The sequence below is a fragment of the Bacillus sp. FSL K6-1218 genome, assembly GCF_038006445.1.
Classification (GTDB): domain Bacteria; phylum Bacillota; class Bacilli; order Bacillales; family Bacillaceae_G; genus Bacillus_A; species Bacillus_A thuringiensis_S.
Map to the genome: position 1 here is coordinate 5,477,659 of NZ_JBBOVE010000001.1, position 26,787 is coordinate 5,504,445.

Sequence of the window (26,787 nt, forward strand, 5' to 3'; positions counted from 1 at the left end):
GTTTACTAAAATGAAGAATTATACGTATTTAATTTTTGTAGGCATTTTTGGATCTGTATCGTGAATTTCAAAGGATTCACCCACTCCAAATCCTTTTTCCTCTAGTACTTGTGATACTGACATACGAGCTAGTTCTTTCATGTTATTATCTAAGCTTAAATGGGCTAAATAAATATGCTTTGTCTCATCTGTAATTACATCTGCCATTGCTAATGCAGCATCCTCATTACAAACATGCCCAACGTCGCTTAAAATACGTCGTTTAATGCTCCATGGGTAACGTCCCATACGGAGCATTTCCACATCATGATTACTTTCAAATACGAAAGCATTAGCTCCCTTAATAACGCCCTTCATACGGTCGCTTACGTATCCCGTATCTGTAATAAGCGCTAATTTCCTATTATTGTTATGGAAAGCATAAAACATCGGTTCTGCCGCATCATGAGAAACTCCAAATGATTCGACTTCAATATCACCAAATGCTTTCACATCCCCAACTGAGAAAATGAATTTTTGCTCAGTTGGGATATTTCCTATTAAATGTTCCATTGCATTCCATGTTTTCTCATTCGCATAAACGGGTAAATCATATTTTCGTGCCAATACACCTAACCCTTTAATATGATCACTATGCTCATGTGTTACAAGAATACCTGATACATCATTTATATTCAGTTCTGCTTGTTTAAATAAAGCCTCTGTCGCTTTACCACTTAAACCTGCATCGACTAGTAATTTTTTTTCATCGGTTCCTACGTATAGCATATTTCCTGTACTTCCACTTGCAAGTACGCTAAAATGCAACCCCATTATTTCTCACTCCAGTATGTTCATCAACCACTTGATTTTCCTTTTCCCCTAATTCCATAACTTGTCCTTCAATTGCATTCACAAAGAAGTCCTGCTTCTGCTCCGTTTTTAAATTCCACGTTGGAGCAAGTACTTGGTTATTAGAAGTAGATGCGGTAAGAGTGGCATAACCAATTTGTGCTTCTTTAACATGCGTATTTCCATGAATTTTATTTTTTAAATACAAATTTTCTAAAGCTGTTTGAGCCGTAATAATTTCTTGCTCTTTCGTTTTTTCACCTTCGCCCATTTCTTTTAAATCAGTTAGCATTGTCTGCGTATATGAAACAAGTTCATTTTTTTCATTTAATTCCACAACAATCATCGCCTGATTATTATAGAAAATAGGCTTATCTTTATATTTTTGGAAGAAATAAATTTTAGAGTCTTTCACCGCTCCAAATTCATACTTTTGTCCATCCAATACATTGTTCTTCAAAAATTCATTATACTTATCTTTTGATAATGATTTCGTATTTAAAAAAGGCTCTTTTAGCTTACTTTCTATCTTGTACATATTTTGTATATGCGCCGTTTGATTTTTCAAAGACTGTATATCATCTTCTTTAAAGGCTTTATTTTCTGCTCTAATAAATGACTCTTTTTTCGGTTCCTTAGGGATATTCCCTATAGTAATTTTGTTTGCTTTTAATTCTTGATCTATCTTTGTTTCTGCAATAAGCTCCAATTGATTACTATCTTGCTTTTGAATGAATTGAAAAATGAGAAAGAGATCCAAAACAAAAAAGGTCACAATAAATATGGTTTTAATTCGATCCCAATCCATTTAGTCCTCCCTCACTCCACTCATAGATTTTCTGTTTACCCGTTTCACCTTCAACAAGCTTTACATACCAAATTGGTTGTAGTCGAACTACTTGCCCATCTAGTGATAACTTGTATCCAATACCAATATCCTTAATTACTTGTTTCTTTATCTCTGGATTATTTTCTAGGGATGCTATTACAACATGCCCTGACGGAAGAGTAACTTTTTGTTCTATGCCTTTAGTATTTAAAGACAGCAACGGTCTTTCATATTCCATTACTTCTTCTGATCCCCATTTTTGTCTCAATTCAGCTAATCCATCTGTATTGAATACGGAATATCCATCTTCATGTAAGCGAAATACTGTCTCTCCTTTATTCATATAGTCCAAACGATATGAATCCAAACTTCCACTGTGACCACTTACGAATTCAAAGCTTTTTTGTAACAGCATTAAATTATCTATCGTTTTCTCAGTTAAGACAGAAGAATTTTTATACTTTAGCATGTGACGATCGTTTTCAATTTCCATGGATCTAATACCATCTGTAAATGTTTCTTTCGATATCTCAGTAATCGGACTTAAATAACGAGGATCACTAAACAGAGCATTCTTAAACGTATCAACTGCTAAATTAGATGAAATATATGTTATATTGTTTAACTCTGTCGTTCCATCTGGTAAAAATAACTTTTTCATATCATTGATTTGATAATCAAAATAGGGCTTTGCTGATACTATAAATTGATTTTGGGCATTTACAATATCTTTTAAATACACACCACTTAATTTTGCCTCATATATTTTTAAGTTATCACCATCAGAAACAAAGTTAATTTTAATTTCTTGATCCTTACTCCTAGAAGGATCAAGGAGAATACGATTAAAATGTTTAGGCTTATCTGTACTTTTCTCTTTCATGTTAAACATGGATTTAACTGCATCAAATGGGATATCAGTAGGGAAAACAAGTTCAATTTTCCCTTCACCATGCACATAGGACAGGAAATCACCCTTAGTGATTGATATCTCTCTAAATTCATGTAGTTCCCCTACTTCCAGAGGCTTATAGATTGATTCTATATCTGCCTCTCTTCTGCTCCCATAATGATTTTTATCTTTATGCACGATGATAGAAGTAGGACGGACAACATCGGAAATTTTAGTTTGATTCGTTCCTTCATTGCCCTGTACAAATTTCGCGTTTTGCATGGATGTAGAATCTGGCACATACGTCCATAGGTTAAAAGTAAGAAATAGGCTAATTACAACTAGGTTAATTAAAACTATTGTTTTAAAGTTTTCCATACTCATTCCCAATCGTCCTCTTCATCTGCTGCCATCGGTAACGTGAAATAAATAGTTGTCCCTTTTCCTTCTTCACTCTTCGCCCAAATAGAGCCACCATGTGCCTCGATCATTTCTTTTGCAATTGCTAATCCAAGTCCCGTACCACCCATTTGTCTTGAACGAGCTTTATCTACGCGATAAAAACGTTCAAAGATTTTATCAACGTTTTCTTTTGGAATACCCATTCCTTGGTCACTTACGCTAATTTCTAATAAATCACCGCGATCACGTAAGCGATATGTTACTGTTCCACCTTCTGGTGAATACTTTAATGCGTTAGAAATGATGTTATACAGCACTTGAGTAATTTTGTCAGTATCCATATCAATAAACCTAGACTTCTTAGAGAAAGATCGTTTGAAACTTACATTTTGCTCTTTAGACATTTCAAAGCGATCAATAACATTATTAAAGAAATCAGTAAAGTCGACCCATTCTTTCATTAAACGGTGCTCTGTACTATCAAGTTTAGATAGCTGTAACAACGCATTTACAAGTCTAATCATTCTTTCTGTTTCTTCTTGTGTAACCGTTAAAAATTGTGGTGCAATATTCGGATCCTGCCACGCTCCATCTGTAAGTGCCTCTAAATAACTGCGCATCGTCGTTAATGGCGTCCTTAATTCATGAGAGACATTCGCCACAAACTCACGGCGTTCCCGTTCTATACGCTCCTGCTCTGTTACATCATATAGTACAGCAATTAAACCATTTGCCTTCCCTGTTTCTTTTTGAATAACAGAGAAACTAGCCCGTAAAATATATGGTTCGTTTCTCGTACTAAAATCTAATAACACAGAATCTGGCTCTTCATATAAATGATCAAGTGTAAATTCTTCCTGTATCCCTAATACCTCTAAAACAGATTGATCGAGCGCTGTTTCACGAGAAACATTTAACATCTTTTCCGCAGGGTCATTTAGTAAAATAATATCCCCTTTTCGGTCAGTAGCAATTACTCCATCTGTCATATGTGATAAAACGGATGATAATTTACGCCTTTCACTTTCTGTAGAAGAACGAGCTTGTTGTAATTTTTTTGATAAATTATTGAAGGATAATGCCAGTTGTCCAATTTCATCATGGCTATGCACTTTTACTTTTCTCGAATAATTTCCTTTTGCCATTTCGATTGCTTGTCTCCGCATATCTGAAATTGGTCTTGTAATTGTTTGAGCCAATAAAATCCCAAGTACGGCCGTTACTAATAAGGCAATTACTGTTCCCGTAGCAAAAATTTGATTTATATCCTTCATTTGTTTATATACATCTTCCATAGATGCAACGATGTATATAACACCAAGCGCATCCTTGCCATTATCATCTAGAATCGGAGTAAGCATAACTTGAACACGATGGCCTGTACTACCATCCTTCTCAATTTTCACTTCTGGCTTTTTTTGCACTAACACTCGCTGAACAGCTATATCAGTTGATGTTCTATTTACCTTATTCTGCTTTGATTCATCTGAAATAGCCAATAACTTTCTATGCGAATCAAATACACTTACCTCTTGTATAACTTTCTTTTGATCAGAGGCAAATTTTCGAATAGAAGTTTTAATGGTTTCATCTGTTGACTCTGTTTCTGCTTTTGTATAACTTTTTTTAAACTCTTGTTTCAAGTTATATGATAATAAGTTTGTTTGCTGCGTTAAAGAATCCCTAAAACCTTGTACTAGGCTCTTCTCTAATTCCCTTACGAAATATACCCCAATAACTTGCATCGCTATTAATATTAATAGCATATATATAAGCACAAATTTTAAATGAATAGATTGAAAAAAACCAACTTTCTTCATATACTATTCCTGCTCTGGGTCACGCAAGTAATACCCTACTCCACGTCTAGTTACAATTAAAGTAGGATGGCTTGGATTATCTTCAATTTTTTCACGCAAACGACGTACTGTTACGTCTACTGTGCGCACATCTCCAAAATAGTCATAACCCCAAACTGTTTGTAATAAATGTTCGCGTGTCATAACTTGTCCTAAATGTTTCGCTAAATAATGTAGCAACTCAAATTCACGATGTGTAAGCTCGATATTTTCCTCGCGCTTCGTTACACTATATGCATTTGGATTAATAACAATTGGTCCAATAACCATTTCTGTATTTTCATCTTTTTCTGCAGAACCACCTTGTTGATGACGGCGTAAATTCGCCTTCACACGAGCAAGTAATTCCCTCGTACTAAATGGCTTCGTTACATAATCATCTGCCCCAAGCTCAAGCCCTAATACTTTATCAATCTCAGAGTCCTTTGCTGTAAGCATAATAATCGGCATTTCTGAACTTTTACGTATTTCACGGCAAACCTCTAATCCATCTTTACCTGGTAGCATAATATCTAATAAAACCATATCTGGTTGTTCTTCATTAGCTTTTTCAATTGCTTCATCACCATCATGCGCCATTACTATTTCAAAACCTTCTTTTTCTAGGTTAAACTTCAAAATATCTGCAATCGGCTTTTCATCATCAACTACTAAAATTTTCTTTCCCATCATCGTCTATTTCCTCCTTATAAAAATATGGTCAATAATCCCTAAACATATTGATGTTTACATAGTATGTCCTATATGACCGCATCCTTTGTTTAAGTATTTTCTCCTCTATTCTCATAGACTCATGTATGATCCACTTTTACACGGAATCCTATACGATCTATAGAAAAACCTCTAGCTTCAACTGCTAGAGGCTCCTCGTTCTATTTTAAAATAACTACTCAGTTTTGTAAAATTACATAAATAAAAAGGATATTAAGTGGGCCCACTTAATATCCTGAGAGTGGCTCGGGACGGAATCGAACCGCCGACACGAGGATTTTCAGTCCTCTGCTCTACCGACTGAGCTACCGAGCCAAAACTATATATAAAACCACTAATGGTGGTATAAACAAAAGTGGCGGTCCCGACCGGGGTCGAACCGGCGATCTCCTGCGTGACAGGCAGGCATGTTAACCACTACACCACGGGACCAAAAATAAGCATAAAAAAACATGACCCGTACGGGATTCGAACCCGTGTTACCGCCGTGAAAGGGCGGTGTCTTAACCACTTGACCAACGGGCCACGAAAAATAAAATGGTGAGCCATGAAGGATTCGAACCTTCGACCCTCTGATTAAAAGTCAGATGCTCTACCAACTGAGCTAATGGCTCATACTCACCAACGTCATATTTTCGTGACGACAAGATGTATCATAACATGTATTCTGTATTCTTCGCAATACTTTTTTTCATTTTTTTATAAAAGATAAGAAAAAACTCATGCGGACATGAGTTTTTTCTAAAAATATCAATTAAGCTTCGTATACATTACGAACAATATTCGTTTGGTTACGATCTGGTCCAACTGAGAACATAGATAATTGAATTCCTGTTAACTCAGAAACACGTTCTACGTATTTTCTTGCATTTTCAGGAAGCTCGTCTAATGATTTTACACCAGTAATATCTTCTGTCCAACCTGGAAGCTCTTCATATACAGGCTCACATTTCGCTAAAATGTTTAAGTTTGCTGGAACTTCATCGATAACTTCGCCATTGTATTTGTAAGCAACACAAATTTTAAGAGTTGGAATATCTGTTAGAACGTCGATAGAATTTAATGATAGATCCGTTAAACCACTAACACGACGCGCATGTCTTACAACAACGCTATCGAACCAACCTACGCGGCGCGGACGACCAGTTGTTGTTCCGTACTCACGACCAACTTCACGAATTTGATGACCAATTTCATCATTAAGTTCAGTAGGGAATGGACCGTCACCAACACGGCTTGTATATGCTTTACATACACCTACAACGCGAGTAACTTTCGCAGGGCCAACTCCAGTTCCAACTGTTACACCACCCGCAATCGGGTTAGAAGATGTAACGAACGGGTACGTACCGTGGTCAATATCAAGCATAACACCTTGTGCACCTTCAAATAATACACGGTGATTGTTATCTAGTGCATCATTTAATACAACAGATGTGTCGCATACATATTGTGCGATTTGTTGTCCATATTCGAAGTACTCTTCAAAGATTTCCTCTACGCTGAAACCTTCTGTATCGTACATTTTTTCAAACAAACGATTTTTCTCTACTAAATTGCGCTCAAGCTTCTCTTTAAATGCTTCACGGTCTAAAAGATCAGCCATACGGATACCAATACGAGCAGCTTTATCCATATATGCAGGACCGATACCTTTTTTCGTTGTACCGATTTTGTTATCACCTTTACTAGCCTCTTCTAACTCATCTTGTTTTAAGTGATAAGGTAAAATAACGTGTGCACGGTTACTTACACGTAAATTATCAGTACTTACACCACGGTCGTGTAAGTATTTTAACTCTTCAAGTAATGCTTTCGGATCTACTACTAAGCCATTTCCGATTACACAAATTTTCTCTTTATAGAAAATACCAGATGGAATTAAGTGTAACTTATATTTAACTCCGCCGAAAACAATTGTATGTCCCGCGTTATTTCCACCTTGATATCTTGCAACTACTTCCGCATGCTCAGAAAGAAAATCAGTGATTTTACCTTTTCCTTCGTCGCCCCATTGTGTTCCTACAACTACTACTGAAGACATTATTAAAGCACCTCCGCAATTTTCAAACGATCTATTCAAACAATATAATTGTACCAAAACCGAAAAAGAAGTCAACCAAAAAGCGAACATTTTTTTATTAAAAATCATTTTCGTTCGTAAGAATTATATTTTCACCTTATGAAAGCCTTATCTTTATCCCATAAAAAAAGAAACACATCTTATTATAAGAAATGTGTTTCTTTTTTATACTGCCTTTATGCCCCATCCTCAAAGCGTCGTTCTAAATTAACGAATTTATTAAATTCTTTAACAAACGCAAGCTCTACTGAACCTACCGGACCATTACGTTGTTTTGCAATGATAATTTCAATCGTATTTTTATTTTCCGTTTCACGGTCATAGTAATCTTCACGATATAGGAAAGCTACAATATCAGCATCCTGCTCAATACTACCAGATTCACGAATATCAGACATCATCGGGCGTTTATCCTGACGAGATTCTACACCACGAGATAACTGTGATAAGGCAATAACAGGCACTTGCAATTCACGCGCAATCCCTTTTAAAGTACGAGAAATCTCAGATACCTCCTGCTGACGGTTCTCACCTGATTTCCCACTTCCTTGAATAAGCTGTAAGTAGTCAATTAAAACCATACCAAGACCTTGTTCTTGCTTTAGTCTACGACATTTTGCTCGAATCTCATTTACCTTAATTCCTGGTGTATCATCAATATATATACCGGCATTTGAAAGACTACCCATCGCCATTGTTAATTTCGCCCAATCATCAGAAGTTAATGACCCGGTACGAAGTCTTTGCGCATCGATATTTCCTTCTGCACAAAGCATACGCATAACAAGCTGATCGGAGCCCATCTCCAAACTAAAAATCGCTACATTTTCATCCGTTTTCGTCGCTACGTTTTGTGCGATATTTAATGAAAATGCAGTTTTCCCTACTGACGGACGTGCTGCTACGATGATTAAATCATTTCGCTGGAAACCTGCCGTCATCTTATCTAATTCAGTAAATCCAGTTGGTATCCCAGTAACTTCACCTTTTTGATTATGCAAAAGTTCAATTTTATCATAAGCATCTACAAGAACATCTTTAATATTTTGAAATGCTTTTGCATTCGTTTGATGGGATACTTCTAATATTTTTTTCTCGGCCTCATTTAAAAGGCCGTCTACGTCATCTTCTCTCTCGTATCCATCCGACACAATATGAGTCGCTGTTCGAATTAAACGACGTAAAAGTGCCTTTTCAGCGATGATACGTGCATAATATTCAACGTTAGCAGCTGTTGGAACAACTTCTGCTAACTCTGCTAGATAAGACACTCCACCAACTTCTTCTAGTAATCCTTGATCAGCCATCGCTGATGTCATTATTACTAAATCGATCGGTTCTCCTTTATCAGATAACCCAAGCATTACCTCAAAAATCTTTTGATGTTTCGTTCGATAGAATGAGTCAGGTACCAATAACTCTGATGCTGATGTTAACGCATCTTGATCAATTAATATGGCCCCTAAAACCGCCTGCTCGGCTTCTATATTATGCGGAGGGGTACGATCAGCAAGTACATCACTCATACGCAATCCTCCTTGCTTAATTTATTTTTATTGTTCACTAACATGAACTTTTACTGTCGCTGTTACTTGCGGATGCAATTTCACTGTTACATTTGTGTAGCCTAATGCACGGATTGCATCATCCATTTCAAATTTACGTTTATCAAGTTTAATTTTATGTGATTTTTGCATCGCATCTACGATTTGTTTGCTCGTAATAGAACCGAATAAACGGCCACCTTCTCCAGATTTCGCTTTTACTTCTACAGTTAATTTCTCTAATGTTTCTTTCAGCTCTTTTGCATTCTCAACTTCTGCTGCTGCATCTTTTTCTTCTTTACGCTTTTGAGCTTCTAAAGTTTTCATACTGCTATTTGTTGCTTCAGCAGCCAATCCCTGTTTTAGTAAGAAGTTATTTGCATAGCCATCTGGTACGTTTTTTACTTCTCCTTTTTTACCTTTACCTTTTACGTCTTTTAGAAAAATTACTTTCATGATTGTGTGCCTCCCTGTAAATAGTCATCAATAACAAATCGAAGCTTCTCCTCAGCTTCATCTACTGTAACATTTTTCATTTGTGTGGCTGCATTCGTCAAATGCCCGCCACCACCTAAGTTTTCCATAATTAGCTGCACATTCACTTCACCTAAAGACCTGCTGCTAATTCCAATGAGATTCTCGCCACGTTTCGCAACAACAAATGATGCAATAATTCCTGTCATTGTTAATAACGTGTCAGCTGATTGCGCAATAAGCACTTGATCGTAGTAATCATCACTATCAACTTTAGCAATCGCAATTCCATTTTTATAAATGTACGCATTTTTTATAGCTTTTGCAACCCGTAAATACTGATCCATATCTTCCTTTAAAAGTTCTTGTACAAGTACAGTATCTGCACCATGTGAGCGTAAATAGGAAGCAGCATCAAACGTACGAGCCCCCGTCCGGAATGTGAAACTTTTCGTGTCGACAATAATCCCCGCTAACAATGCCGTTGCTTCTAACATTGTCATCTTTAAATTTTTCGGTTGATACTCAAGCAATTCTGTAACCAGTTCTGCCGTTGAAGAAGCATATGGTTCCATATAAACTAGCAATGGATCTTCAATAAAATCTTCTCCACGGCGATGATGATCGATAACTACTACATTTTCAATTTTATGTAACAATTTTTGTTCCATCACCATAGAAGGTTTATGTGTATCGACAACAACAAGTAATGACTCATCATTCGCAAATTCCATCGCTTGCTCTGGAGTAATAAAGTGAGACCATAATTCCTCATTTTGTTTCACTTTGTCCATCAAGCGTTTAATTCCCTTATCAGAATCATTTTCATCTAATACAATATATCCTTTACGCTCGTTTAATTGAGCCACTTTTAAAATACCAATCGCAGCACCAATTGCGTCCATATCAGGAGCCCTATGCCCCATGATAATGACATTACTACTTTCTAATACTAAATCCTTTAACGCATGCGAAATGACTCTAGCACGTACACGGGTACGCTTTTCAACCGGATTTGTCTTGCCTCCATAGAACTTAACTTTACCTGTCGCTTGTTTAATAGCTACTTGGTCTCCCCCGCGCCCAAGTGCAAGGTCTAAACCAGATTGAGCCATTGCCCCAAGCTCTGACAAAGGTAAATCACCTGATCCGACACCTACACTTAATGTAAGTGGTATATTCCTTTTAGATGTTTCTTCACGCACCTGATCTAAAATACTAAATTTCCCTTTCTCCATTTGCGTCAGAATACTTTCATTTAGCACAACGAAGAATCTTTCTGAAGATGCACGTTTTAAATACGCACCATACTTAAGTGCCCATTCATTTAGTCGCGATGTCACAAGACTTGTTATATTCGTACGTAATTGATCATCTAATCCTTGTGTAACTTCATCATAATTATCCAAATAAATTACAGCTAAAACAGTGCGTTGATCCTCATACATCTTTTCGATTTCTGTTTGTTCCGTTACATCAAAGAAATAAATTAACTTTTCTTCTTTCCTTACAAAAACGCGAAACTTTCGATTATTTAAAGAGACTATATCATCAGAAGTTTCTCCTTTAATGAAAAGAAGTAATGTTTCTGATACATCGTAAAGGTGCCATCCAGCTAATGCATGCTGTCCCAGACATGAAGATAAATAAGGATTTGCCCAATCAATCCCATAATCCTTATTGTATAACAAAATACCAATCGGCATTTGGTTAAATGCTTCATTACTTACTTTCTTTACCCTCGTAATCATATCTGTCGTATGCTTTTCGAAATTCCTTTGAAAATTAAGTTCAAATCGTATAACGATAAAGAATACGATACAAAAAATGACAAAAGCAGCTATCCCCATAATTAAATGAAAATAACAGAGAATTAAAATGAGCACAAACACAAAAAATGCCAATACATAAACAGGATATAAAAACCACTGTTTCTTATCAAATTCAGGCATGTATACAACTCCTATAAAGTAAAACTAACTCACCTTCCAGTTAGTTAAACAGATTAAAATAGTATAAGGAATATTATTTTATTCCCCTATTTTAGAACGCAATGAAATCCCTAAGTCAATTATACCTAAGATTGTCACAAGAGGAAACAGCATCGGAATAAACATGCATACAATAAAACTAATAATAGGAACCCCTTTAGTAAAACCTTTTCTATACGCTAAAAAGGAAATGAATGTCAGACCTTGCAGTACAAGCAATAGTGCAAATATGACATATAGGTTAGAAAATACCATATGTAAATATGATGTTGGTTCTACTTTTATAAAAGTTGCTAACAAAATAAATATAACGTAATACCAAACAATACTCTTTGGTAATTGTATATCTTTAAATTTAGGCCAAGATATAATGTCATGTTTTAACTTTTTCAAAACACTACCTGATATTATCACTGTAATCCAAGAAAAACATACTGAAACTAGAACAAGTATACTCGGAAATAACGATTGTAATATATCATTCATTTGTGTAAGTAACTCTTTTTGTTCCTTACTAATCGGCATACCTGTAGCACTTACTATCTTTTCACTTTGCACCATACTTTCACTAAACATACTTTGCATTTGCTTCATTATATCTATGTTGAAAAACTTTATACTCGCAACATAAATAAGTACAAAACCAATTAAGTATGCAAGCGTCCCCGCTATTAAGATTTCTACTGGCTTTTTTCTTGTTTTATACATATATCCTAAAACAATCCCTATCAATCCAAACATAATTGTCTTCACTAAATTCATGGGTTGACTCACAATAATAGTAACAAAAAGTGCCGCTACAAAAATCATGAGCACATTAGATAGTTTATGCCTTATCGTTAATAGTATAAATGGTAACGGCAACGCAAAAGTTACAACAGTACCCAAAATCGGAACATACATAGATATAAGCAATAAAATTACATATATAGCTAATAACGCTGCACCTTCTGTAATAAACTTTGTTTGTTTCACATTTTAACCTCTCTTTCAAAAAAGAAAAGCATAGCAAAATGCACAGTAGAGTCCGACTCTACTGTGCATTTCATACGCTATTATTCACCAACATATGGTAAAAGTGCCATTTGACGAGCACGTTTAATTGCAACTGTAAGTTTGCGTTGGTATTTTGCGCTTGTCCCTGTTACACGACGAGGTAAAATTTTACCACGCTCAGAAACGAAACGTTTTAATAAATCAACATCTTTATAGTCAATGCGAGTGATGCCGTTAGCTGTGAAGAAACACACCTTACGACGTTTCGCACGTCCACCTTTGCGTCCTGCCATGTCTATTTCCCTCCATTCTTTGTTAAAACTAACAAATTTACTGTATTAGAACGGTAAATCGTCGTCGGAAATGTCGATCGGTTGACCTACATTTGAAAATGGATCGTCATTCTTCGTAAATCCAGAGTTCCCTTGATTACCTTGGTTACCTGAATTACTAGATTGACCAAATGGGTTAGAGCTTTGGTTACCGAAACCAGCTCCTGATGGTTGCTGATTGAATGAACCACGTTGCTCCCCACCGCCATTACGCGGCTCTAAAAATTGTACGCTTTCCGCAAGAACTTCTGTTACATACACACGTTTACCGTCTTGTCCATCGTAATTACGAGTTTGAAGACGTCCATCTACGCCTGCTAAGCTTCCTTTTTTCAAATAATTTGCTACGTTTTCTGCTTGTTTACGCCATATTACACAATTAATAAAGTCAGCTTCACGCTCACCTTGTTGATTCGCAAATGCGCGATTCACAGCTAACGTAAAAGTAGCTACTGCAACACCATTGGGCGTGTAACGTAAGTCAGGGTCCTTAGTTAAACGACCAACGAGGATAACACGATTCATCAATCGAACCACTCTCCCTTATATATCAATTATTTTTCTTCTTCTTTAACAACGATATGACGAAGGATGTCTTCGTTGATCTTAGCTAAACGGTCGAATTCGTTAATCGCTTCTGCGTTAGAGTTCACGTTTAAGATCATGTAGAAACCTTCACGTAAGTCGTTGATTTCGTAAGCTAAACGACGCTTACCCCACTCTTTCGTGTTAATGATTTCTGCACCATTGTTTGTTAAAACACCTGCAAAACGTTCAACTAAAGCTTTTTGAGCTTCTTCTTCAACGCCAGGACGAATGATGTACATAATTTCGTACTTTCTCATTACACTTTCACCTCCTTTTGGTCTAAACGGCCCATAATGGGCAAGGAGCAATTAATTTATAGTAATTACTCACGAGTTTAGATTATATCATAGTAAGTTATATGAATCAACTCACCAATACATAAAAAACTTGGCAAACATATAATATATTCGCCAAGCTCATATCTTTATTTTTCCTAGGAAATATTAAATTAAACGTTAAAACGGAAGTGCATAACATCTCCATCTTTTACGATATACTCTTTTCCTTCTAAACGTACTTTTCCAGCTTCTTTTGCAGCTGTCATAGAACCGTTTGTCATTAAGTCATCGTAAGAAACTGTTTCTGCACGAATAAATCCACGCTCAAAGTCTGTATGAATAACACCAGCACATTGTGGTGCTTTCATACCTTGTTTAAACGTCCATGCACGCACTTCTTGCACACCTGCTGTGAAGTAAGTAGCAAGTCCTAATAGGTCATATGCTGCACGAATTAATTGATCTAAACCAGACTCTTCAATACCTAGTTCCTCAAGGAATACTTTTTTCTCTTCCTCGTCTAATTCAGCGATTTCTGATTCGATTTTTGCACATACAACGATTACTTGAGAATTTTCATTTTCTGCAAATTCTTTTACCATTTGTACGTATTTATTTTCCGAAGGATCGATAATATCGTCTTCACTTACGTTCGCTACGTATAACATTTCTTTTGTTGTAAGTAAATGAAGGCCTTTAACAATCTTCATCTGCTCTTCTGTAAATTCAACAGTACGAGCCGGTTTCCCCTCTTCAAAAGCCTCTTTTAAACGAACTAAAATTTCATGCTCATATACAGCTTCTTTATCTTTTTGTCTTGCTAATTTCGCAACACGCTCGATACGCTTATCAACAGACTCTAAGTCCGCTAAAATTAGCTCTAAGTTGATTGTTTCGATATCATCAATTGGATCTACTTTCCCTGAAACGTGCGTAATATTTTCGTCTTCAAAACAACGAACAACTTGGCAAATTGCATCTACTTGACGAATGTGAGATAAGAATTTATTTCCTAAACCTTCACCTTTACTAGCACCTTTTACGATACCTGCAATATCAGTAAACTCGAATACAGTCGGAACAGTCTTTTTCGGTTCTACTAATTCCGTTAATTTATTTAAACGCTCATCTGGTACTTCTACAATCCCTACGTTTGGATCAATTGTACAGAATGGATAGTTCGCAGATTCTGCTCCTGCTTGTGTAATTGCATTAAATAAAGTGGACTTCCCTACGTTAGGTAATCCAACAATCCCAGCCGTTAATCCCATATTTTTCACTCCTATGTCTCAATCTTTCATCATTATAGATAGTAACGAAAAAAATGACAAGTTTCCGCCAAACGAAAAAAAGTAACAGTTACCTACTGTAACTGTTACTCTCCCTCTATTCTTCGTGCTTCACAAGTATTTTTTTTACCTTACGATCAAACTCTCTTCGAGTAATCATTACTGAATGGTCACATCCCTCGCACTTAATGCGGATATCCATTCCCATACGAATAATTTTCCAACGATTCTCGCCACACGGATGTGCTTTCTTCATTTCCACAACATCGTACAAGTTATATTCCTTTTGCTCCACTCTTCAAACTCCTCCTCTCCATACTAAATTGCTTTTCCACTAACCAATTCTTCACGATTATATAAAACCATACGTGGATATGGAATTTCAATTCCATGTAAATCAAGACGATTTTTAATCTCTTTACGAAGTGCTCTTGCAATAACTGCATGTTGCATCGGCTCTACTTCAGCAATAACACGTAATATAACTTCTGATGCAGCTAACGTTTGCACACCTAATAATTGAGGTGTTGTTACCATTTTTTCGTACTTTGAAGGTAACTCTACTAATAAATCTTCAATAACCTGCTCTGCTTTCGCAATATCAGCCTCATATGAAATAGATACATCAACAAACGCTACACTATTACTAACTGAGTAGTTAGTAACTTGAATAATACTTCCGTTTGGTAAAGTATGAATTTCACCTGTCCAACTCTTTACTTTCGTTGTACGAAGTCCAATTTCTAAAACGACTCCTTCAAATTGACCGATTTTAACATAATCGCCAACTGAAAACTGATCTTCTAACAAAATAAATAAACCTGTAATAACGTCTTTCACTAAACTTTGAGCACCAAATCCGACTGCTAAACCAATTACCCCAGCACCCGCTAATAAACCTGATGCATTAATATCAAACACACCTAAAATCGCAATTAGCATAATGAACATAACAACGTACGCTACAATATTTTCAAGTAATTTCGCTACTGTAACTGTACGACGTTCTGAAATTTGAATTGGAGAACGACTCCCCATGCGAAACGCATTTCGTACAACCGCCCTTGCAATTCGCACAACAACTGCACCAATTGTTAAAATAATACATATTTTTAATGTCGCAACTCCAATATGAGCCCAACGATCAGCATCTAATAAATACTGTTTCATAGAATTAAACCACTTCGCTAATAAATCCATGTACCTCTACCTCTCTAGCTAAAATTTCTTTTTAGTTACCCTTATTATTGTATCAGAAGTCCCCTAATTGCTGAAAAAATTTTATGATTTTAATCCTATTTTATCCCCGACATCCAGGTATAAAATGGAACGAATATATATATACTAGTACTATTATTTCCGTTTTCATTCACATTTTGCAAAAATTACGCACTTATAACTTTCCATTTTCCTCACCATATAACATATATTGAAAATTTATTAAAAGGATGGGTGCTTCATGAATATTGGAAGTTTTCGCTTACCATTTTTTGAGAAAGAAACTCAAAACGTTATGCACCAAGATCTAGAAGCCTCTGAGATAATCAGTAATTTCTTACTTACCCATATTCCTATTAAAACTAATATACCACTCATTCTCGTTTGTATCGGAACAGATCGCTCTACAGGTGACGCACTCGGCCCGTTAGTTGGTACAAAACTTGAACAAATAGACATCCAAAACCTCCAAGTATTCGGTACACTAGATGAGCCAGTACATGCGCTAAATTTAGAAGAGAAAATTCGGAATATACAGAAAGAACATCCTACTGCATTTATAATTGCTGTTGATGCATGTTTAGGAAAGTCCCAAAATATCGGATCAATCACTACTGGAAAGGGACCTAGTAAACCTGGAGCTGCTATGAATAAGAAATTACCTGCAGTTGGTGATTTGCACATACACGGTATCGTCAATCTAAATGGGTTTATGGAGTTTTTCGTTCTTCAAAATACAAGATTAAGTTTAGTCATGAAAATGGCTGATGTAATCGCACAAAGTATAAAAGAGACGGATCAAAAATTATCCGCATTAAAAAAAGCAAACCATCTATAAATAATAAGATGGTTTGCTCTTTAATTTTTCTGTGCTAATAGTTCTAAAATACGATTTAAATCTTCTTTGTTAAAAAATTCAATTTCGATTTTACCTTTTTCTTTTTTCGTCTCTTTAATTTTCACATCTGTGCCAAACTTTTCTCTTAAGAACGTTTCACGTTCTACGAAAAATATATTTCGCTCTTTTTTCACTTTTTTTGTTTCACGTGAAACGTGTTGATTAATCTCTTGGACGATTTTCTCTAATTGACGAACATTTAATCCTTCTTTTTCAATGCGTTTCAATAAGGACTTCAATTGTTCTTCATCTTTTATCGTAAGTAAAGTTCTCCCGTGAGCCATTGAAAGTTGACCATTTGCAATCATATCTTGTACGAAAGAAGGTAGGCTTAATAACCTAGTATAATTTGCAATGTAAGGTCTGCTTTTACCAAGACGTTTCGCTAATTGTTCTTGCGTTACATTTAGCTCATTCATTAACATCTGGTATGCCATTGCCTCTTCCATAGGATTTAAATCTTCTCGTTGTAAGTTTTCTAACAAAGCAAATTCCATCATTTGCTGTTCAGTTAATTGTCTTACAACCGCAGGTACTTTTTCTAAACCAGCCTCTTTTGCAGCACGAAATCGTCTTTCACCTGCAACAATTTCATATCCTTTAATACTCTTCCTAGCAATTAATGGTTGTAGAATACCGTGTTCCTTAATCGAAATTGCTAATTCCTGAATCGCCTCTTTATTAAAGTGTTTACGCGGTTGATATGGATTCGGCCTTAATTCAGTTACAAGAATCTCCTGAATTGTTTCCTCTTCTTTCACATCTAAATCAGGAAAAAACACATTAATTCCTCTTCCTAATCCTTTAGCCACCTGCAATCACTTCCTCTGCTAAATCTATATATACTTCTGCTCCTCTTGATTTAGCGTCATACTGCATAATAGGTTTCCCATGACTTGGAGCCTCGCTCAAGCGTACATTACGCGGAATAATCGAGCGATATACTTTATCCCTAAAATACTTTTTCACTTCATCTATAACTTGGATCCCTAAATTTGTACGGGCATCCAACATCGTTAACAATACACCTTGAATTGCTAAATTTTTATTTAAATGTTTTTGTACAAGTCGAACTGTATTTAATAGCTGACTTAACCCTTCTAGTGCGTAATATTCACACTGTACAGGAATAATAACAGAATCTGCTGCTGTTAATGCATTAATCGTTAATAACCCTAAAGACGGGGGACAGTCGATAATAATATAATCATATTCATCACGGACTGGCTGTAATGCTCTTTGTAAACGTACTTCCCGGGAAATAGTCGGTACCAATTCAATTTCAGCACCAGCCAATTGAATTGTAGCGGGTAGAACATCTAAGTTTTCCGTTGCGGTTTTCTGTATAACCCCTTGAACATCTGCATCTTCCACAAGAACGTTGTAAATACATTGATCTAATTCAGATTTTTCAATTCCCACACCAGTCGTTGCATTTCCTTGAGCATCAATATCTACAAGAAGGACTTTTTTACCTACTTGCGCCAATCCAGCCCCTAAATTAACAGATGTTGTGGTTTTTCCAACACCGCCTTTTTGATTAGCAATAGCAATGATTTTTCCCATGATGTCACCTACTTTCAACCTTTCTATCTTATTCTAGTAACAATTACGTTTATTGTAACATGAAATAAAACTTTTTCTTTTACGTCCTTTATTAAACTTCAAAATTTATTTCTAAACTCCTTCTTCATTTAACAAGAAAATATAGTAAAAGAGACCTCTCCAATAGGATAAGGTCTCTAACACGTCATTATTATTTTTTCTTTGGAATTTTAATTGTAATTTGATAGTACTCATCAAATTCTTCTTCCTCAGAATTAACATTCAAACCACTTTCAGTAACCATTTGTAAAGATTGTCTAATTGTATTCATAGCAATCCTCGTATCTCGACTTACTGCTTTTTGCTTTGCCTTACGCTTCGGTTTTGCTTCCTCTAGTAACTTCGCAATTCGTTCTTCTGTTTGCTTTACATTCAGTTGTTTCTCCACAATTTCCTGTAAAACCTTCAGTTGTAATTCCTCATTTTTTAAAGGAATGAGAGCGCGGGCGTGACGTTCTGTAATGCTTTTCTCTAATAATGCACTTTTTATTTCTTCAGGCAACTTTAACAATCGTAACTTATTTGCGATTGTAGATTGTCCTTTTCCAAGTCGTTGTGCCAATGCTTCTTGTGTTAAATTATGTAACTCAATCAGCTTTTGATATGCCACAGCTTCCTCGATTGCCGTTAGTTCCTCACGTTGCAAGTTTTCAATTAAAGCTACAGAAGCTGTCTCTGTATCATTTAAGTTCTTTATAATTGCAGGAACCTTTTCCCAACCTAACTTTGTTGCTGCGCGAAAGCGTCTTTCTCCAGCAATAATCTCGTACTTATCATCCTCATATTGCCTTACAACAATCGGTTGAATAAGTCCATGTGTACGAATCGTTAATGCTAGCTCATCAATACGCGCATCATCAAAAACTGTTCTTGGTTGATAACGGTTAGGGGTAATATTTACTATCGGAATTTCTTGTATTTCTTCATATACCTTTTTATCTATTTCTTCATGGCTTTCGTCTTGTAATTCGAATTCGCTCTCTTTATCTCCAAAGCCAAATAAACGAGAAAACGTATTTTTCATACATATTCCACCACCTTTTAGGCCTATTGACTATTCTCCATAAAATGTTTCCTATGAAACATTTACGTTTTCATTTATATAATTTAATCTTACGTCTAATAAGATTTATTTTTCAATAGGTAATTTATTGGGCGTTCCCGGTTTGCGTGGATATTTCTTTGGTGTCTTGCGCTTTTTCTCGATTAATAAAATATTACGTTCACTCTCTTCAAACGGTAATTGGAACGTAGACATCTCTTTTAACTCTCCGCCTAGCACCTCTAAAGCATACTTACCATTTTCGATTTCTTCGTTTGCTGCTGCACCTTTCATTGCAATGAATGTTCCTCCAACTTTTACAAGTGGTAAACATAGCTCACTTAATACAGAAAGACGTGCAACTGCACGTGCCATTACAATATCGTATGATTCACGTACACCTTCTTTTTTCCCAAATGTTTCAGCACGATCATGACAAAATGCAACATCACTTAATTCTAACTTTTGTGCTAAGTGATTTAAGAAATTAATACGTTTTTGCAATGAATCTACAATTGTTACTTTTAAGTGCGGGAAACAGATTTTTAAAGGAATACTTGGGAATCCAGCCCCTGCACCAACATCACAAATTGAGAACGGTTTTGAAAAATCATAATAAAAAGCAGCTGTAATAGAATCAAAAAAGTGTTTTAAGTATACTTCTTCTTTTTCTGTAATAGCCGTTAAGTTCATTTTCTCATTCCACTCTACTAATGTTTCAAAGTAGATTTTGAACTGCTCTAACTGTCTAGAAGAGAGGGGGATTCCCTTCTCTTCTAGCATAGATTGAAATTGTTCTATGTTCATCTAGCAATATCTCCTTACTATTTATTGGTTCGATACGCGCGCAATTTTTCCTTGTTCTATATAAACAAGTAAAATGGAAATATCCGCTGGATTTACGCCAGAAATACGTGAAGCCTGCCCCATTGAAAGTGGACGAACATCTTTCAATTTCTGTCTAGCTTCTGAGGCAAGGCTAGAAATCGCATCATAATCAATATCTACAGGTATTTTTTTACTCTCCATTTTCTTCATACGCTCTACTTGCTGTAAAGATTTTTCAATGTATCCTTCGTACTTAATCTGAATTTCAACTTGTTCTGTAACTTCATCACTTAATTCTACTTCACTTGGTACTAAAAGATGAATATGCTCATATGTCATCTCTGGACGACGTAATAAGTCACTTGCACGTATTCCATCTTTCAATTCACTTCCACCAATATTGCGAATTAATTCTTGAACTTCAGGACGTGGTTTAATAATAATGCTGCTTAAACGTTCCTTTTCCTGTTCAATTTGTAATTTTTTATTTGTAAATCGCTCATAGCGCTCTTCTTTAATTAATCCAATTTCACGACCAACTTCAGTTAAACGAAGATCAGCATTATCGTGGCGTAATAATAGACGGTATTCTGCACGAGATGTTAATAAACGATATGGTTCATTTGTACCTTTCGTTACAAGATCATCAATTAAGACACCAATATAAGCATCCTCACGACCTAAAACAACTTCTTTTTTACCTAAAGAACGGCATGCTGCATTAATCCCAGCCATAAGCCCTTGTCCTGCCGCCTCTTCGTAACCAGAAGTTCCATTAATTTGTCCTGCTGTATATAAATTTTTAATCTTTTTCGTTTCAAGTGTTGGCCATAGTTGCGTTGGCACAATCGCATCATATTCAATTGCATAACCTGTGCGCATCATTTCAACATTTTCTAGGCCTGGAATTGTTCTAAGCATGTCACGTTGTACATCTTCTGGTAGGCTTGTGGATAAACCTTGTACATATACTTCTTGTGTATTACGCCCTTCTGGCTCTAAGAAAATTTGATGACGTGGTTTATCATTAAATCTTACTACTTTGTCTTCAATAGAAGGACAGTATCTAGGGCCTGTTCCTTTAATCATACCAGAATACATAGCTGAACGATGTAAATTTTCATCTATTAAACGGTGTGTTTCTGTACTTGTATATGTCAACCAACATGGAATTTGATCCATAATAAATTTCGTTGTTTCAAAAGAGAACGAACGTGGCTTATCATCACCTGGTTGAATTTCTGTTTTACTGTAGTCAATTGTATTACTGTTTACACGCGGAGGTGTCCCTGTTTTAAATCTAACTAGATCAAACCCAAGCTCCTCTAAATGCTCAGATAATGTAATAGACGGTTGCTGATTATTTGGACCGCTTGAATATTTTAAGTCGCCCATGATAATCTCGCCACGTAAAAATGTTCCAGTCGTAATTACAACGGTTTTTGCTGTATATTCTGCACCAGCTTGTGTAACTACCCCTTTACATATACCATCTTCAACGATTAAACGCTCTACCATTCCTTGGAATAACGTTAAGTTTGGTGTTTCTTCAATTGTTTTCTTCAATTCATGTTGGTAAGAGAATTTATCAGCTTGCGCTCGAAGTGCACGTACAGCTGGCCCCTTACCTGTATTTAGCATACGCATTTGAATATGAGTTTTATCAATATTACGTCCCATTTCTCCGCCTAATGCATCAATTTCACGAACAACAATCCCTTTTGCTGGTCCACCAACAGAAGGGTTACATGGCATGAATGCTACCATATCTAAGTTAATTGTTAACATTAATGTTTTTGAGCCCATTCGTGCTGCCGCAAGACCAGCTTCACATCCTGCATGACCTGCACCGATTACTATGACATCGTATGAACCGGCATTGTATCCCATTGTTTATTCCTCCTAATAATCTCTATCTTTCTAAAACATCACTATATTATTTTCCTAAACAAAATTGAGAGAATAACTGGTCAATTAGGCTTTCATGGACTGTGTCACCAGTAATTTCACCAAGTATTTCCCACGTTCTTGTTAAATCAATTTGCACCATATCAATTGGTACACCATTTTCTATTGCCTCAATTGCATCACCGATTGTTTGTCCCGCTTGTGTTAATAATCCAATATGTCTCGCATTAGAAACATATGTCATATCTGCAGAATCGATTGTTCCTTCAAAGAATAAATCAGCTATTGCCTTTTCGAGTTCATCTATTCCTTGTTCCTCAATTAAGGATGTTGTAATAACACGATTTCCCGCGGCTAACTCTGTAACACGTTCCATATCAATCGCTTGCGGTAAATCAGTCTTATTCACAATAACAATAAAGTCTTTTCCTTGTACCGCATGGAATAGATCTTCATCCTCATTTGTTAAAGCCTCGCTATAGTTGACAACAACTAATACTAAATCTGCTTGGCTCATCATTTCTTTTGAACGCTCCACACCAATTCGTTCAACAACATCTTCTGTCTCACGAATACCGGCTGTATCTATAAGTTTAAGAGGTACACCACGCACATTAACGTACTCTTCAATAACATCACGAGTTGTTCCTGCAATATCAGTTACAATTGCTTTTTTCTCCTGAACAAGACTATTTAATAACGATGATTTCCCAACATTAGGTCTACCGATAATTGCTGTAGCAATACCTTCACGTAAAATTTTCCCTTGTTTTGATGTTTCTAATATTTTTTCGATTTCCGAACGAACATGCGTCGCTTTCTCAATTAAAATATTATGTGTCATCTCTTCTACATCATCGTATTCTGGATAATCTATATTTACCTCAACATGAGCTAATGTTTCTAATATTTCTTGACGCAAAAGACCAATTAATTTAGATAATCGCCCTTCCATTTGATTAATTGCTACATTCATCGCACGATCTGTTTTTGCTCGAATCAAATCCATAACAGCTTCTGCTTGTGATAAATCGATACGTCCATTTAAAAAAGCACGTTTTGTAAATTCGCCCGGTTCTGCCAATCGTACTCCTTGCGCTAGAATAAGTTGCAATACTTTATTTACTGAAACAAGTCCGCCATGACAGTTAATTTCCACTATATTTTCACGTGTAAAAGTCCTTGGTGCGCGCATAATAGACACCATAACTTCTTCAATAACTTGATTTGTATCTAAATCAACGATATGACCATAATGAATAGTGTGAGAAGGAACCTCTGTTAAATCCTTCCCTTTAAAAATACGGTCAACTTTCTCAACCGCATCATCCCCACTTACTCGAACAATGGCAATTGCACCCTCTCCAAGCGCTGTGGAAATCGCAGCAATTGTATCAAATTCCATGTCCTTTCACCTCACTTGCTTATTTATCTCTATTTCAACATGATTATTTCTTTCACTAAATTATTAGGATACCATAACGAACCTATCTACAAAAGAAGAATAACTCATTTTATTATATCCCCATGTAAAAAACACTAAACTTATTCACAGTGGATAAGTTTAGTGTTTTTTAGTTATCCACATCTATTTTTCGCTCAAAAAAAACCGGCACTCATTTGAGCAACCGGTCATTTAGGAGATATTACAACATGCCGATGTGGTTCATTTCCTTCAGAAGTTGTTTTGATACCTTGATGATTTGATAATGCCTGATGAATAATTTTTCGTTCAAAAGATGGCATCGGTTCTAAAATAACTCTTTTTTTCGTATTAGATACTTGTTTCGCTAATCGATAAGAAAGTGATTCTAGCGTACTTTTTCTTTTACTACGATAATTTTCAGCATCTAGTGTAATACCGATATACTGCTTCGTGTTACGATTTGCAACAAGTTTTGTTAAATACTGTAAAGAGTTTAATGTATTACCTCTTTTTCCAATTAAAACTCCTACATCATCACCAGAAATTGTAAATTCGATCTCGCGTCCTTTTACAACTTTACTAATTTCAACTTCCACACCCATATTGTGAATAACATTTCTTAAATATTCTTCACATTCCTGAATTGGATCTTTCTTCAATACAACTTCTACTACTGCAGGACGATTCCCAAATAAACCTAAGAACCCTCTTTTACCCTCATCGACAATATTTATATCTACTCGATCTTTTGATGTATTTAATTGCCTTAAAGCATCCTCTACTGCCAGCTCGACTGTTTGTCCTTTAGCAGTAATTATACTCACTTGCTTGAGCCTCCAGCTTTGCTAGCCTTAATCTCTGGCCCTTTGATAAAGTACATTTGAGCAATACCAAAGATATTACCAACAACCCAGTAAAGTGATAATGCAGCTGGGAAGTTAATTGCAAAGATTAAAATCATAATCGGCATAAGCCAAAGCATCATTGCCATTTGCGGATTTTGACCAGCTGTTCCTGCCATTGCAAGCTTTTGCTGAATAAATGTCGTAATTGCTGCAACAACCGGTAAGATATAGAACGGATCTGCCTGTCCTAAATCAAACCATAAAAATGTATGTTCACTAATTGCTGTTGTTCTCATAATCGCATGATAAAACGCGAATAAAATAGGCATCTGAACAAATATCGGTAAACATCCTGCCAATGGATTTACACCATTCTTTTGATATAACTGCATCATTTCTTGTTGTAGTTTTTGCTGTGTTGCTTGATCTTTAGAACTATATTTCTCTTTTAACTTCACCATTTCTGGTTGTAACGCTTGCATTGCCTTTGTACTCTTTGTTTGTTTAATCATTAATGGTAATAATGCAAAACGAATGATAAGAGTTGTAATAACAATTGCTAAACCGTAATTACTGTTAAATAAGTCGGCAAAATACGTGATTAACTGAGAAAGCGGATATACGAAATATTCATTCCAAATCCCAGTACTTTTCGATGTAATCGGCTGACCCGTTTCACTACAACCGGTGGCAATCGCCATTAATGCAACGACCATGGCTAGTAAACCTAATTTCTTTTTCAAAGCCTACTCCTCCTTGTATCGGTATGTATATAGTGTAATTCATTTCCTTACGCTACTTTTTTATTCTTTTCATACCAGAGCGTTTAAAGACATGAATTAAGCTTTTCTTTACTTCTTCATATGTCATCTCTGCACAAGGCTTCCTTGCTATTATAACAAAATCTTTTCCAGAATCTATCTCATCTTTTAACTCTGTAATAGCCTGACGGACCATGCGCTTAATTCGATTACGAACTACTGCATTTCCTATTTTCTTGCTAACAGAAAGGCCGATGCGAAAGTTTGGCTGTTCTTCTTTATCTAATTGGTATACAACAAACTGACGATTCGCATTTGATTTTCCTTTTTGAAAAACCGCCTGGAATTCATCATTCTTCTTTATACGATGTTTTTTCTTCATATCAATTGACACTCCTGTATTTCATCAGCGGAAATTCACTATTATTAGAAAAAAAGACCACTGAACGATCAGTGGTCTACGCAGATAATACTTTTCTTCCTTTACGACGACGAGCTGCTAGCACTTTACGTCCGTTCGCTGTGCTCATACGGCTGCGGAAACCATGTACTTTGCTGCGCTTACGTTTATTTGGTTGGTAAGTTCTTTTCATTATATGACACCTCCCTGAGGAATATCTGTTAAAGACAGTCCTATAAATTATAGTTAATCAACTAGGAAAATGTCAATGGTTCTAGAAATTTTCATCAAATATTCATTTTGAACCTATTCACATACTTTTTCACAGCATCTATATTTCCTTGTGGATAAATGTTTTTTCACGTTTTTTATATCCACAAACTTTTTTCACACTTTTACACAGTATATCGTGTTGTGGACAAGTTTATTCCACAAGGTATTGATTTTGTGGATAACTTTCTTAAATTCATTGCTATAGCCACTTTTTTTTGATATTATAGTTGTGTTTTCACTTTGAATAAGTTTTCCACACCTTTATCTTATCCACAATTTGTGTATAACATGTGGACAGTTTTAATCACATGTGGGTAAATAGTTGTCCACATTTGCTTTTTTTGTCGAAAACCCTATCTCATATACAAACGACGTTTTTAGGTTTTAAAATACGTTTCGTATAAATATACATTTTATATTTATTGAGTTGTACATTTGTTGCGCAACCTTATTCTTTTACCATCTTAGTAAAGGAGGGACACCT

Annotated in this window: 27 protein-coding genes and 4 tRNA genes; 1 reads left to right on the plus strand and 30 read right to left on the minus strand. The window is 35.8% G+C overall.

All coding sequences use genetic code 11. The annotated features are described in order from the left end of the window. Positions 1-18: 18 nt before the first annotated feature. From MHI26_RS28075 to MHI26_RS28170, 20 genes are all read right to left on the minus strand, one after another. Entirely contained in the window at positions 19-813 is a 795-nt protein-coding gene (locus tag MHI26_RS28075; RefSeq protein WP_061667714.1) for an MBL fold metallo-hydrolase, read from the minus strand. Then, positions 797-1,639 carry a two-component system regulatory protein YycI gene (locus MHI26_RS28080; RefSeq protein WP_000383717.1) on the minus strand — a complete coding sequence of 281 codons (843 nt, stop codon included), beginning with the start codon at positions 1,637-1,639 and terminating at the stop codon, positions 797-799. The genes MHI26_RS28075 and MHI26_RS28080 overlap by 17 nt, the downstream gene beginning before the upstream one ends. Continuing rightward, complete coding sequence (locus MHI26_RS28085) at positions 1,620-2,936, minus strand: YycH family regulatory protein (RefSeq protein ID WP_000061570.1); 1,317 nt, start codon at positions 2,934-2,936, stop codon at positions 1,620-1,622. The genes MHI26_RS28080 and MHI26_RS28085 overlap by 20 nt, the downstream gene beginning before the upstream one ends. Then, positions 2,933-4,774, minus strand: a complete 1,842-nt coding sequence (gene walK / locus MHI26_RS28090) for a cell wall metabolism sensor histidine kinase WalK (RefSeq protein WP_000755369.1) — start codon at positions 4,772-4,774, stop codon at positions 2,933-2,935. The genes MHI26_RS28085 and walK overlap by 4 nt, the downstream gene beginning before the upstream one ends. Positions 4,775-4,777: 3 nt before the next feature. Then, positions 4,778-5,485: a cell wall metabolism DNA-binding response regulator WalR gene (gene walR / locus MHI26_RS28095; protein WP_000971868.1), complete on the minus strand. Its 708-nt coding sequence runs from the start codon at positions 5,483-5,485 to the stop codon at positions 4,778-4,780. Positions 5,486-5,766: 281 nt separating this feature from the next. After that, positions 5,767-5,839, minus strand: a tRNA-Phe gene (locus MHI26_RS28100). A 41-nt stretch (positions 5,840-5,880) separates the two neighbouring features. Beyond that, positions 5,881-5,956 (minus strand) — tRNA-Asp (locus MHI26_RS28105). 21 nt (positions 5,957-5,977) lie between these two features. Next, positions 5,978-6,049, minus strand: a tRNA-Glu gene (locus MHI26_RS28110). 13 nt (positions 6,050-6,062) lie between these two features. Next, a tRNA-Lys gene (locus tag MHI26_RS28115) sits at positions 6,063-6,138 on the minus strand. A gap of 140 nt (positions 6,139-6,278) precedes the next feature. After that, complete coding sequence (locus MHI26_RS28120; RefSeq protein ID WP_000100230.1) at positions 6,279-7,568, minus strand: adenylosuccinate synthase; 1,290 nt, start codon at positions 7,566-7,568, stop codon at positions 6,279-6,281. A gap of 215 nt (positions 7,569-7,783) precedes the next feature. Then, positions 7,784-9,133: a replicative DNA helicase gene (dnaB, locus tag MHI26_RS28125; protein WP_001286147.1), complete on the minus strand. Its 1,350-nt coding sequence runs from the start codon at positions 9,131-9,133 to the stop codon at positions 7,784-7,786. A gap of 27 nt (positions 9,134-9,160) precedes the next feature. Further along, positions 9,161-9,607, minus strand: coding sequence for a 50S ribosomal protein L9 (rplI, locus tag MHI26_RS28130; RefSeq protein WP_000864237.1), 447 nt, complete (start codon positions 9,605-9,607; stop codon positions 9,161-9,163). Then, positions 9,604-11,577, minus strand: coding sequence for a DHH family phosphoesterase (locus MHI26_RS28135; protein ID WP_001113778.1), 1,974 nt, complete (start codon positions 11,575-11,577; stop codon positions 9,604-9,606). Before MHI26_RS28135 ends, rplI begins: the two co-directional genes overlap by 4 nt. Positions 11,578-11,655: 78 nt before the next feature. Beyond that, the gene (locus tag MHI26_RS28140) at positions 11,656-12,591 is read right to left on the minus strand and encodes a YybS family protein (RefSeq protein WP_061667497.1); all 936 of its coding nucleotides are present in this window, start codon (positions 12,589-12,591) and stop codon (positions 11,656-11,658) included. Between the two features lie 80 nt (positions 12,592-12,671). Then, positions 12,672-12,905, minus strand: coding sequence for a 30S ribosomal protein S18 (gene rpsR, locus MHI26_RS28145; protein WP_000918873.1), 234 nt, complete (start codon positions 12,903-12,905; stop codon positions 12,672-12,674). A gap of 45 nt (positions 12,906-12,950) precedes the next feature. Further along, entirely contained in the window at positions 12,951-13,472 is a 522-nt protein-coding gene (gene ssb, locus MHI26_RS28150; protein WP_000981963.1) for a single-stranded DNA-binding protein, read from the minus strand. A gap of 26 nt (positions 13,473-13,498) precedes the next feature. After that, on the minus strand, positions 13,499-13,789 hold the full coding sequence (gene rpsF / locus MHI26_RS28155; protein WP_001233781.1) for a 30S ribosomal protein S6: 291 nt from the start codon (positions 13,787-13,789) through the stop codon (positions 13,499-13,501). Between the two features lie 191 nt (positions 13,790-13,980). Continuing rightward, positions 13,981-15,081 carry a redox-regulated ATPase YchF gene (ychF, locus tag MHI26_RS28160; protein WP_000524658.1) on the minus strand — a complete coding sequence of 367 codons (1,101 nt, stop codon included), beginning with the start codon at positions 15,079-15,081 and terminating at the stop codon, positions 13,981-13,983. 115 nt (positions 15,082-15,196) lie between these two features. After that, positions 15,197-15,394: a DUF951 domain-containing protein gene (locus MHI26_RS28165; RefSeq protein WP_000435486.1), complete on the minus strand. Its 198-nt coding sequence runs from the start codon at positions 15,392-15,394 to the stop codon at positions 15,197-15,199. Between the two features lie 23 nt (positions 15,395-15,417). Then, entirely contained in the window at positions 15,418-16,299 is an 882-nt protein-coding gene (locus tag MHI26_RS28170; RefSeq protein ID WP_000364814.1) for a mechanosensitive ion channel family protein, read from the minus strand. A gap of 259 nt (positions 16,300-16,558) precedes the next feature. Here MHI26_RS28170 and yyaC point away from each other — a divergent pair, with 259 nt between their 5' ends. Then, positions 16,559-17,155 carry a spore protease YyaC gene (gene yyaC, locus MHI26_RS28175; protein WP_001020716.1) on the plus strand — a complete coding sequence of 199 codons (597 nt, stop codon included), beginning with the start codon at positions 16,559-16,561 and terminating at the stop codon, positions 17,153-17,155. A 20-nt stretch (positions 17,156-17,175) separates the two neighbouring features. Here the strand turns inward: yyaC and spo0J are convergent, their stop codons facing one another. The 10 genes from spo0J to rpmH all read right to left on the minus strand — a co-directional run bounded on the left by spo0J (position 17,176) and on the right by rpmH (position 26,223). Next, positions 17,176-18,027 (minus strand): stage 0 sporulation protein Spo0J, encoded by an 852-nt coding sequence (gene spo0J / locus MHI26_RS28180; protein ID WP_001051832.1) that lies wholly within the window; start codon positions 18,025-18,027, stop codon positions 17,176-17,178. Then, on the minus strand, positions 18,020-18,781 hold the full coding sequence (soj, locus tag MHI26_RS28185) for a sporulation initiation inhibitor protein Soj (protein ID WP_000516114.1): 762 nt from the start codon (positions 18,779-18,781) through the stop codon (positions 18,020-18,022). The genes spo0J and soj overlap by 8 nt, the downstream gene beginning before the upstream one ends. Before the next feature lie 190 nt (positions 18,782-18,971). Beyond that, positions 18,972-19,844 (minus strand): nucleoid occlusion protein, encoded by an 873-nt coding sequence (noc, locus tag MHI26_RS28190; RefSeq protein WP_000799016.1) that lies wholly within the window; start codon positions 19,842-19,844, stop codon positions 18,972-18,974. Between the two features lie 105 nt (positions 19,845-19,949). Then, a complete protein-coding gene (gene rsmG, locus MHI26_RS28195) occupies positions 19,950-20,669 on the minus strand; it encodes a 16S rRNA (guanine(527)-N(7))-methyltransferase RsmG (RefSeq protein ID WP_001019617.1) in 720 nt (239 codons plus the stop codon). A 21-nt stretch (positions 20,670-20,690) separates the two neighbouring features. Continuing rightward, complete coding sequence (gene mnmG / locus MHI26_RS28200) at positions 20,691-22,580, minus strand: tRNA uridine-5-carboxymethylaminomethyl(34) synthesis enzyme MnmG (RefSeq protein ID WP_000541044.1); 1,890 nt, start codon at positions 22,578-22,580, stop codon at positions 20,691-20,693. A 46-nt stretch (positions 22,581-22,626) separates the two neighbouring features. Then, the gene (gene mnmE, locus MHI26_RS28205; protein ID WP_061667496.1) at positions 22,627-24,003 is read right to left on the minus strand and encodes a tRNA uridine-5-carboxymethylaminomethyl(34) synthesis GTPase MnmE; all 1,377 of its coding nucleotides are present in this window, start codon (positions 24,001-24,003) and stop codon (positions 22,627-22,629) included. Positions 24,004-24,230: 227 nt separating this feature from the next. Continuing rightward, positions 24,231-24,848, minus strand: coding sequence for an RNA-binding cell elongation regulator Jag/EloR (gene jag / locus MHI26_RS28210; RefSeq protein WP_000022797.1), 618 nt, complete (start codon positions 24,846-24,848; stop codon positions 24,231-24,233). Continuing rightward, on the minus strand, positions 24,845-25,612 hold the full coding sequence (spoIIIJ, locus tag MHI26_RS28215; RefSeq protein ID WP_000727741.1) for a YidC family membrane integrase SpoIIIJ: 768 nt from the start codon (positions 25,610-25,612) through the stop codon (positions 24,845-24,847). The genes jag and spoIIIJ overlap by 4 nt, the downstream gene beginning before the upstream one ends. Before the next feature lie 52 nt (positions 25,613-25,664). After that, positions 25,665-26,012: a ribonuclease P protein component gene (gene rnpA, locus MHI26_RS28220; protein ID WP_000726621.1), complete on the minus strand. Its 348-nt coding sequence runs from the start codon at positions 26,010-26,012 to the stop codon at positions 25,665-25,667. Positions 26,013-26,088: 76 nt separating this feature from the next. Next, the gene (gene rpmH, locus MHI26_RS28225; protein WP_000831901.1) at positions 26,089-26,223 is read right to left on the minus strand and encodes a 50S ribosomal protein L34; all 135 of its coding nucleotides are present in this window, start codon (positions 26,221-26,223) and stop codon (positions 26,089-26,091) included. Positions 26,224-26,787: the final 564 nt, after the last annotated feature.

What these genes read in the sequence shown, in the direction of transcription:
- MHI26_RS28075 (WP_061667714.1), bottom strand. Translation starts at nt 813, where the DNA reads ATGGGGTTGCATTTTAGCGTACTTGCAAGTGGAAGTACAGGAAATATG.
- MHI26_RS28080 (WP_000383717.1), bottom strand. Translation starts at nt 1,639, where the DNA reads ATGGATTGGGATCGAATTAAAACCATATTTATTGTGACCTTTTTTGTT.
- MHI26_RS28085 (WP_000061570.1), bottom strand. Translation starts at nt 2,936, where the DNA reads ATGAGTATGGAAAACTTTAAAACAATAGTTTTAATTAACCTAGTTGTA.
- walK (WP_000755369.1), bottom strand. Translation starts at nt 4,774, where the DNA reads ATGAAGAAAGTTGGTTTTTTTCAATCTATTCATTTAAAATTTGTGCTT.
- walR (WP_000971868.1), bottom strand. Translation starts at nt 5,485, where the DNA reads ATGATGGGAAAGAAAATTTTAGTAGTTGATGATGAAAAGCCGATTGCA.
- MHI26_RS28120 (WP_000100230.1), bottom strand. Translation starts at nt 7,568, where the DNA reads ATGTCTTCAGTAGTAGTTGTAGGAACACAATGGGGCGACGAAGGAAAA.
- dnaB (WP_001286147.1), bottom strand. Translation starts at nt 9,133, where the DNA reads ATGAGTGATGTACTTGCTGATCGTACCCCTCCGCATAATATAGAAGCC.
- rplI (WP_000864237.1), bottom strand. Translation starts at nt 9,607, where the DNA reads ATGAAAGTAATTTTTCTAAAAGACGTAAAAGGTAAAGGTAAAAAAGGA.
- MHI26_RS28135 (WP_001113778.1), bottom strand. Translation starts at nt 11,577, where the DNA reads ATGCCTGAATTTGATAAGAAACAGTGGTTTTTATATCCTGTTTATGTA.
- rpsR (WP_000918873.1), bottom strand. Translation starts at nt 12,905, where the DNA reads ATGGCAGGACGCAAAGGTGGACGTGCGAAACGTCGTAAGGTGTGTTTC.
- rpsF (WP_001233781.1), bottom strand. Translation starts at nt 13,789, where the DNA reads ATGAGAAAGTACGAAATTATGTACATCATTCGTCCTGGCGTTGAAGAA.
- ychF (WP_000524658.1), bottom strand. Translation starts at nt 15,081, where the DNA reads ATGGGATTAACGGCTGGGATTGTTGGATTACCTAACGTAGGGAAGTCC.
- MHI26_RS28170 (WP_000364814.1), bottom strand. Translation starts at nt 16,299, where the DNA reads ATGGATTTATTAGCGAAGTGGTTTAATTCTATGAAACAGTATTTATTA.
- yyaC (WP_001020716.1), top strand. Translation starts at nt 16,559, where the DNA reads ATGAATATTGGAAGTTTTCGCTTACCATTTTTTGAGAAAGAAACTCAA.
- soj (WP_000516114.1), bottom strand. Translation starts at nt 18,781, where the DNA reads ATGGGAAAAATCATTGCTATTGCTAATCAAAAAGGCGGTGTTGGAAAA.
- noc (WP_000799016.1), bottom strand. Translation starts at nt 19,844, where the DNA reads ATGAAAAATACGTTTTCTCGTTTATTTGGCTTTGGAGATAAAGAGAGC.
- rsmG (WP_001019617.1), bottom strand. Translation starts at nt 20,669, where the DNA reads ATGAACATAGAACAATTTCAATCTATGCTAGAAGAGAAGGGAATCCCC.
- mnmG (WP_000541044.1), bottom strand. Translation starts at nt 22,580, where the DNA reads ATGGGATACAATGCCGGTTCATACGATGTCATAGTAATCGGTGCAGGT.
- mnmE (WP_061667496.1), bottom strand. Translation starts at nt 24,003, where the DNA reads ATGGAATTTGATACAATTGCTGCGATTTCCACAGCGCTTGGAGAGGGT.
- rnpA (WP_000726621.1), bottom strand. Translation starts at nt 26,012, where the DNA reads ATGAAGAAAAAACATCGTATAAAGAAGAATGATGAATTCCAGGCGGTT.
- rpmH (WP_000831901.1), bottom strand. Translation starts at nt 26,223, where the DNA reads ATGAAAAGAACTTACCAACCAAATAAACGTAAGCGCAGCAAAGTACAT.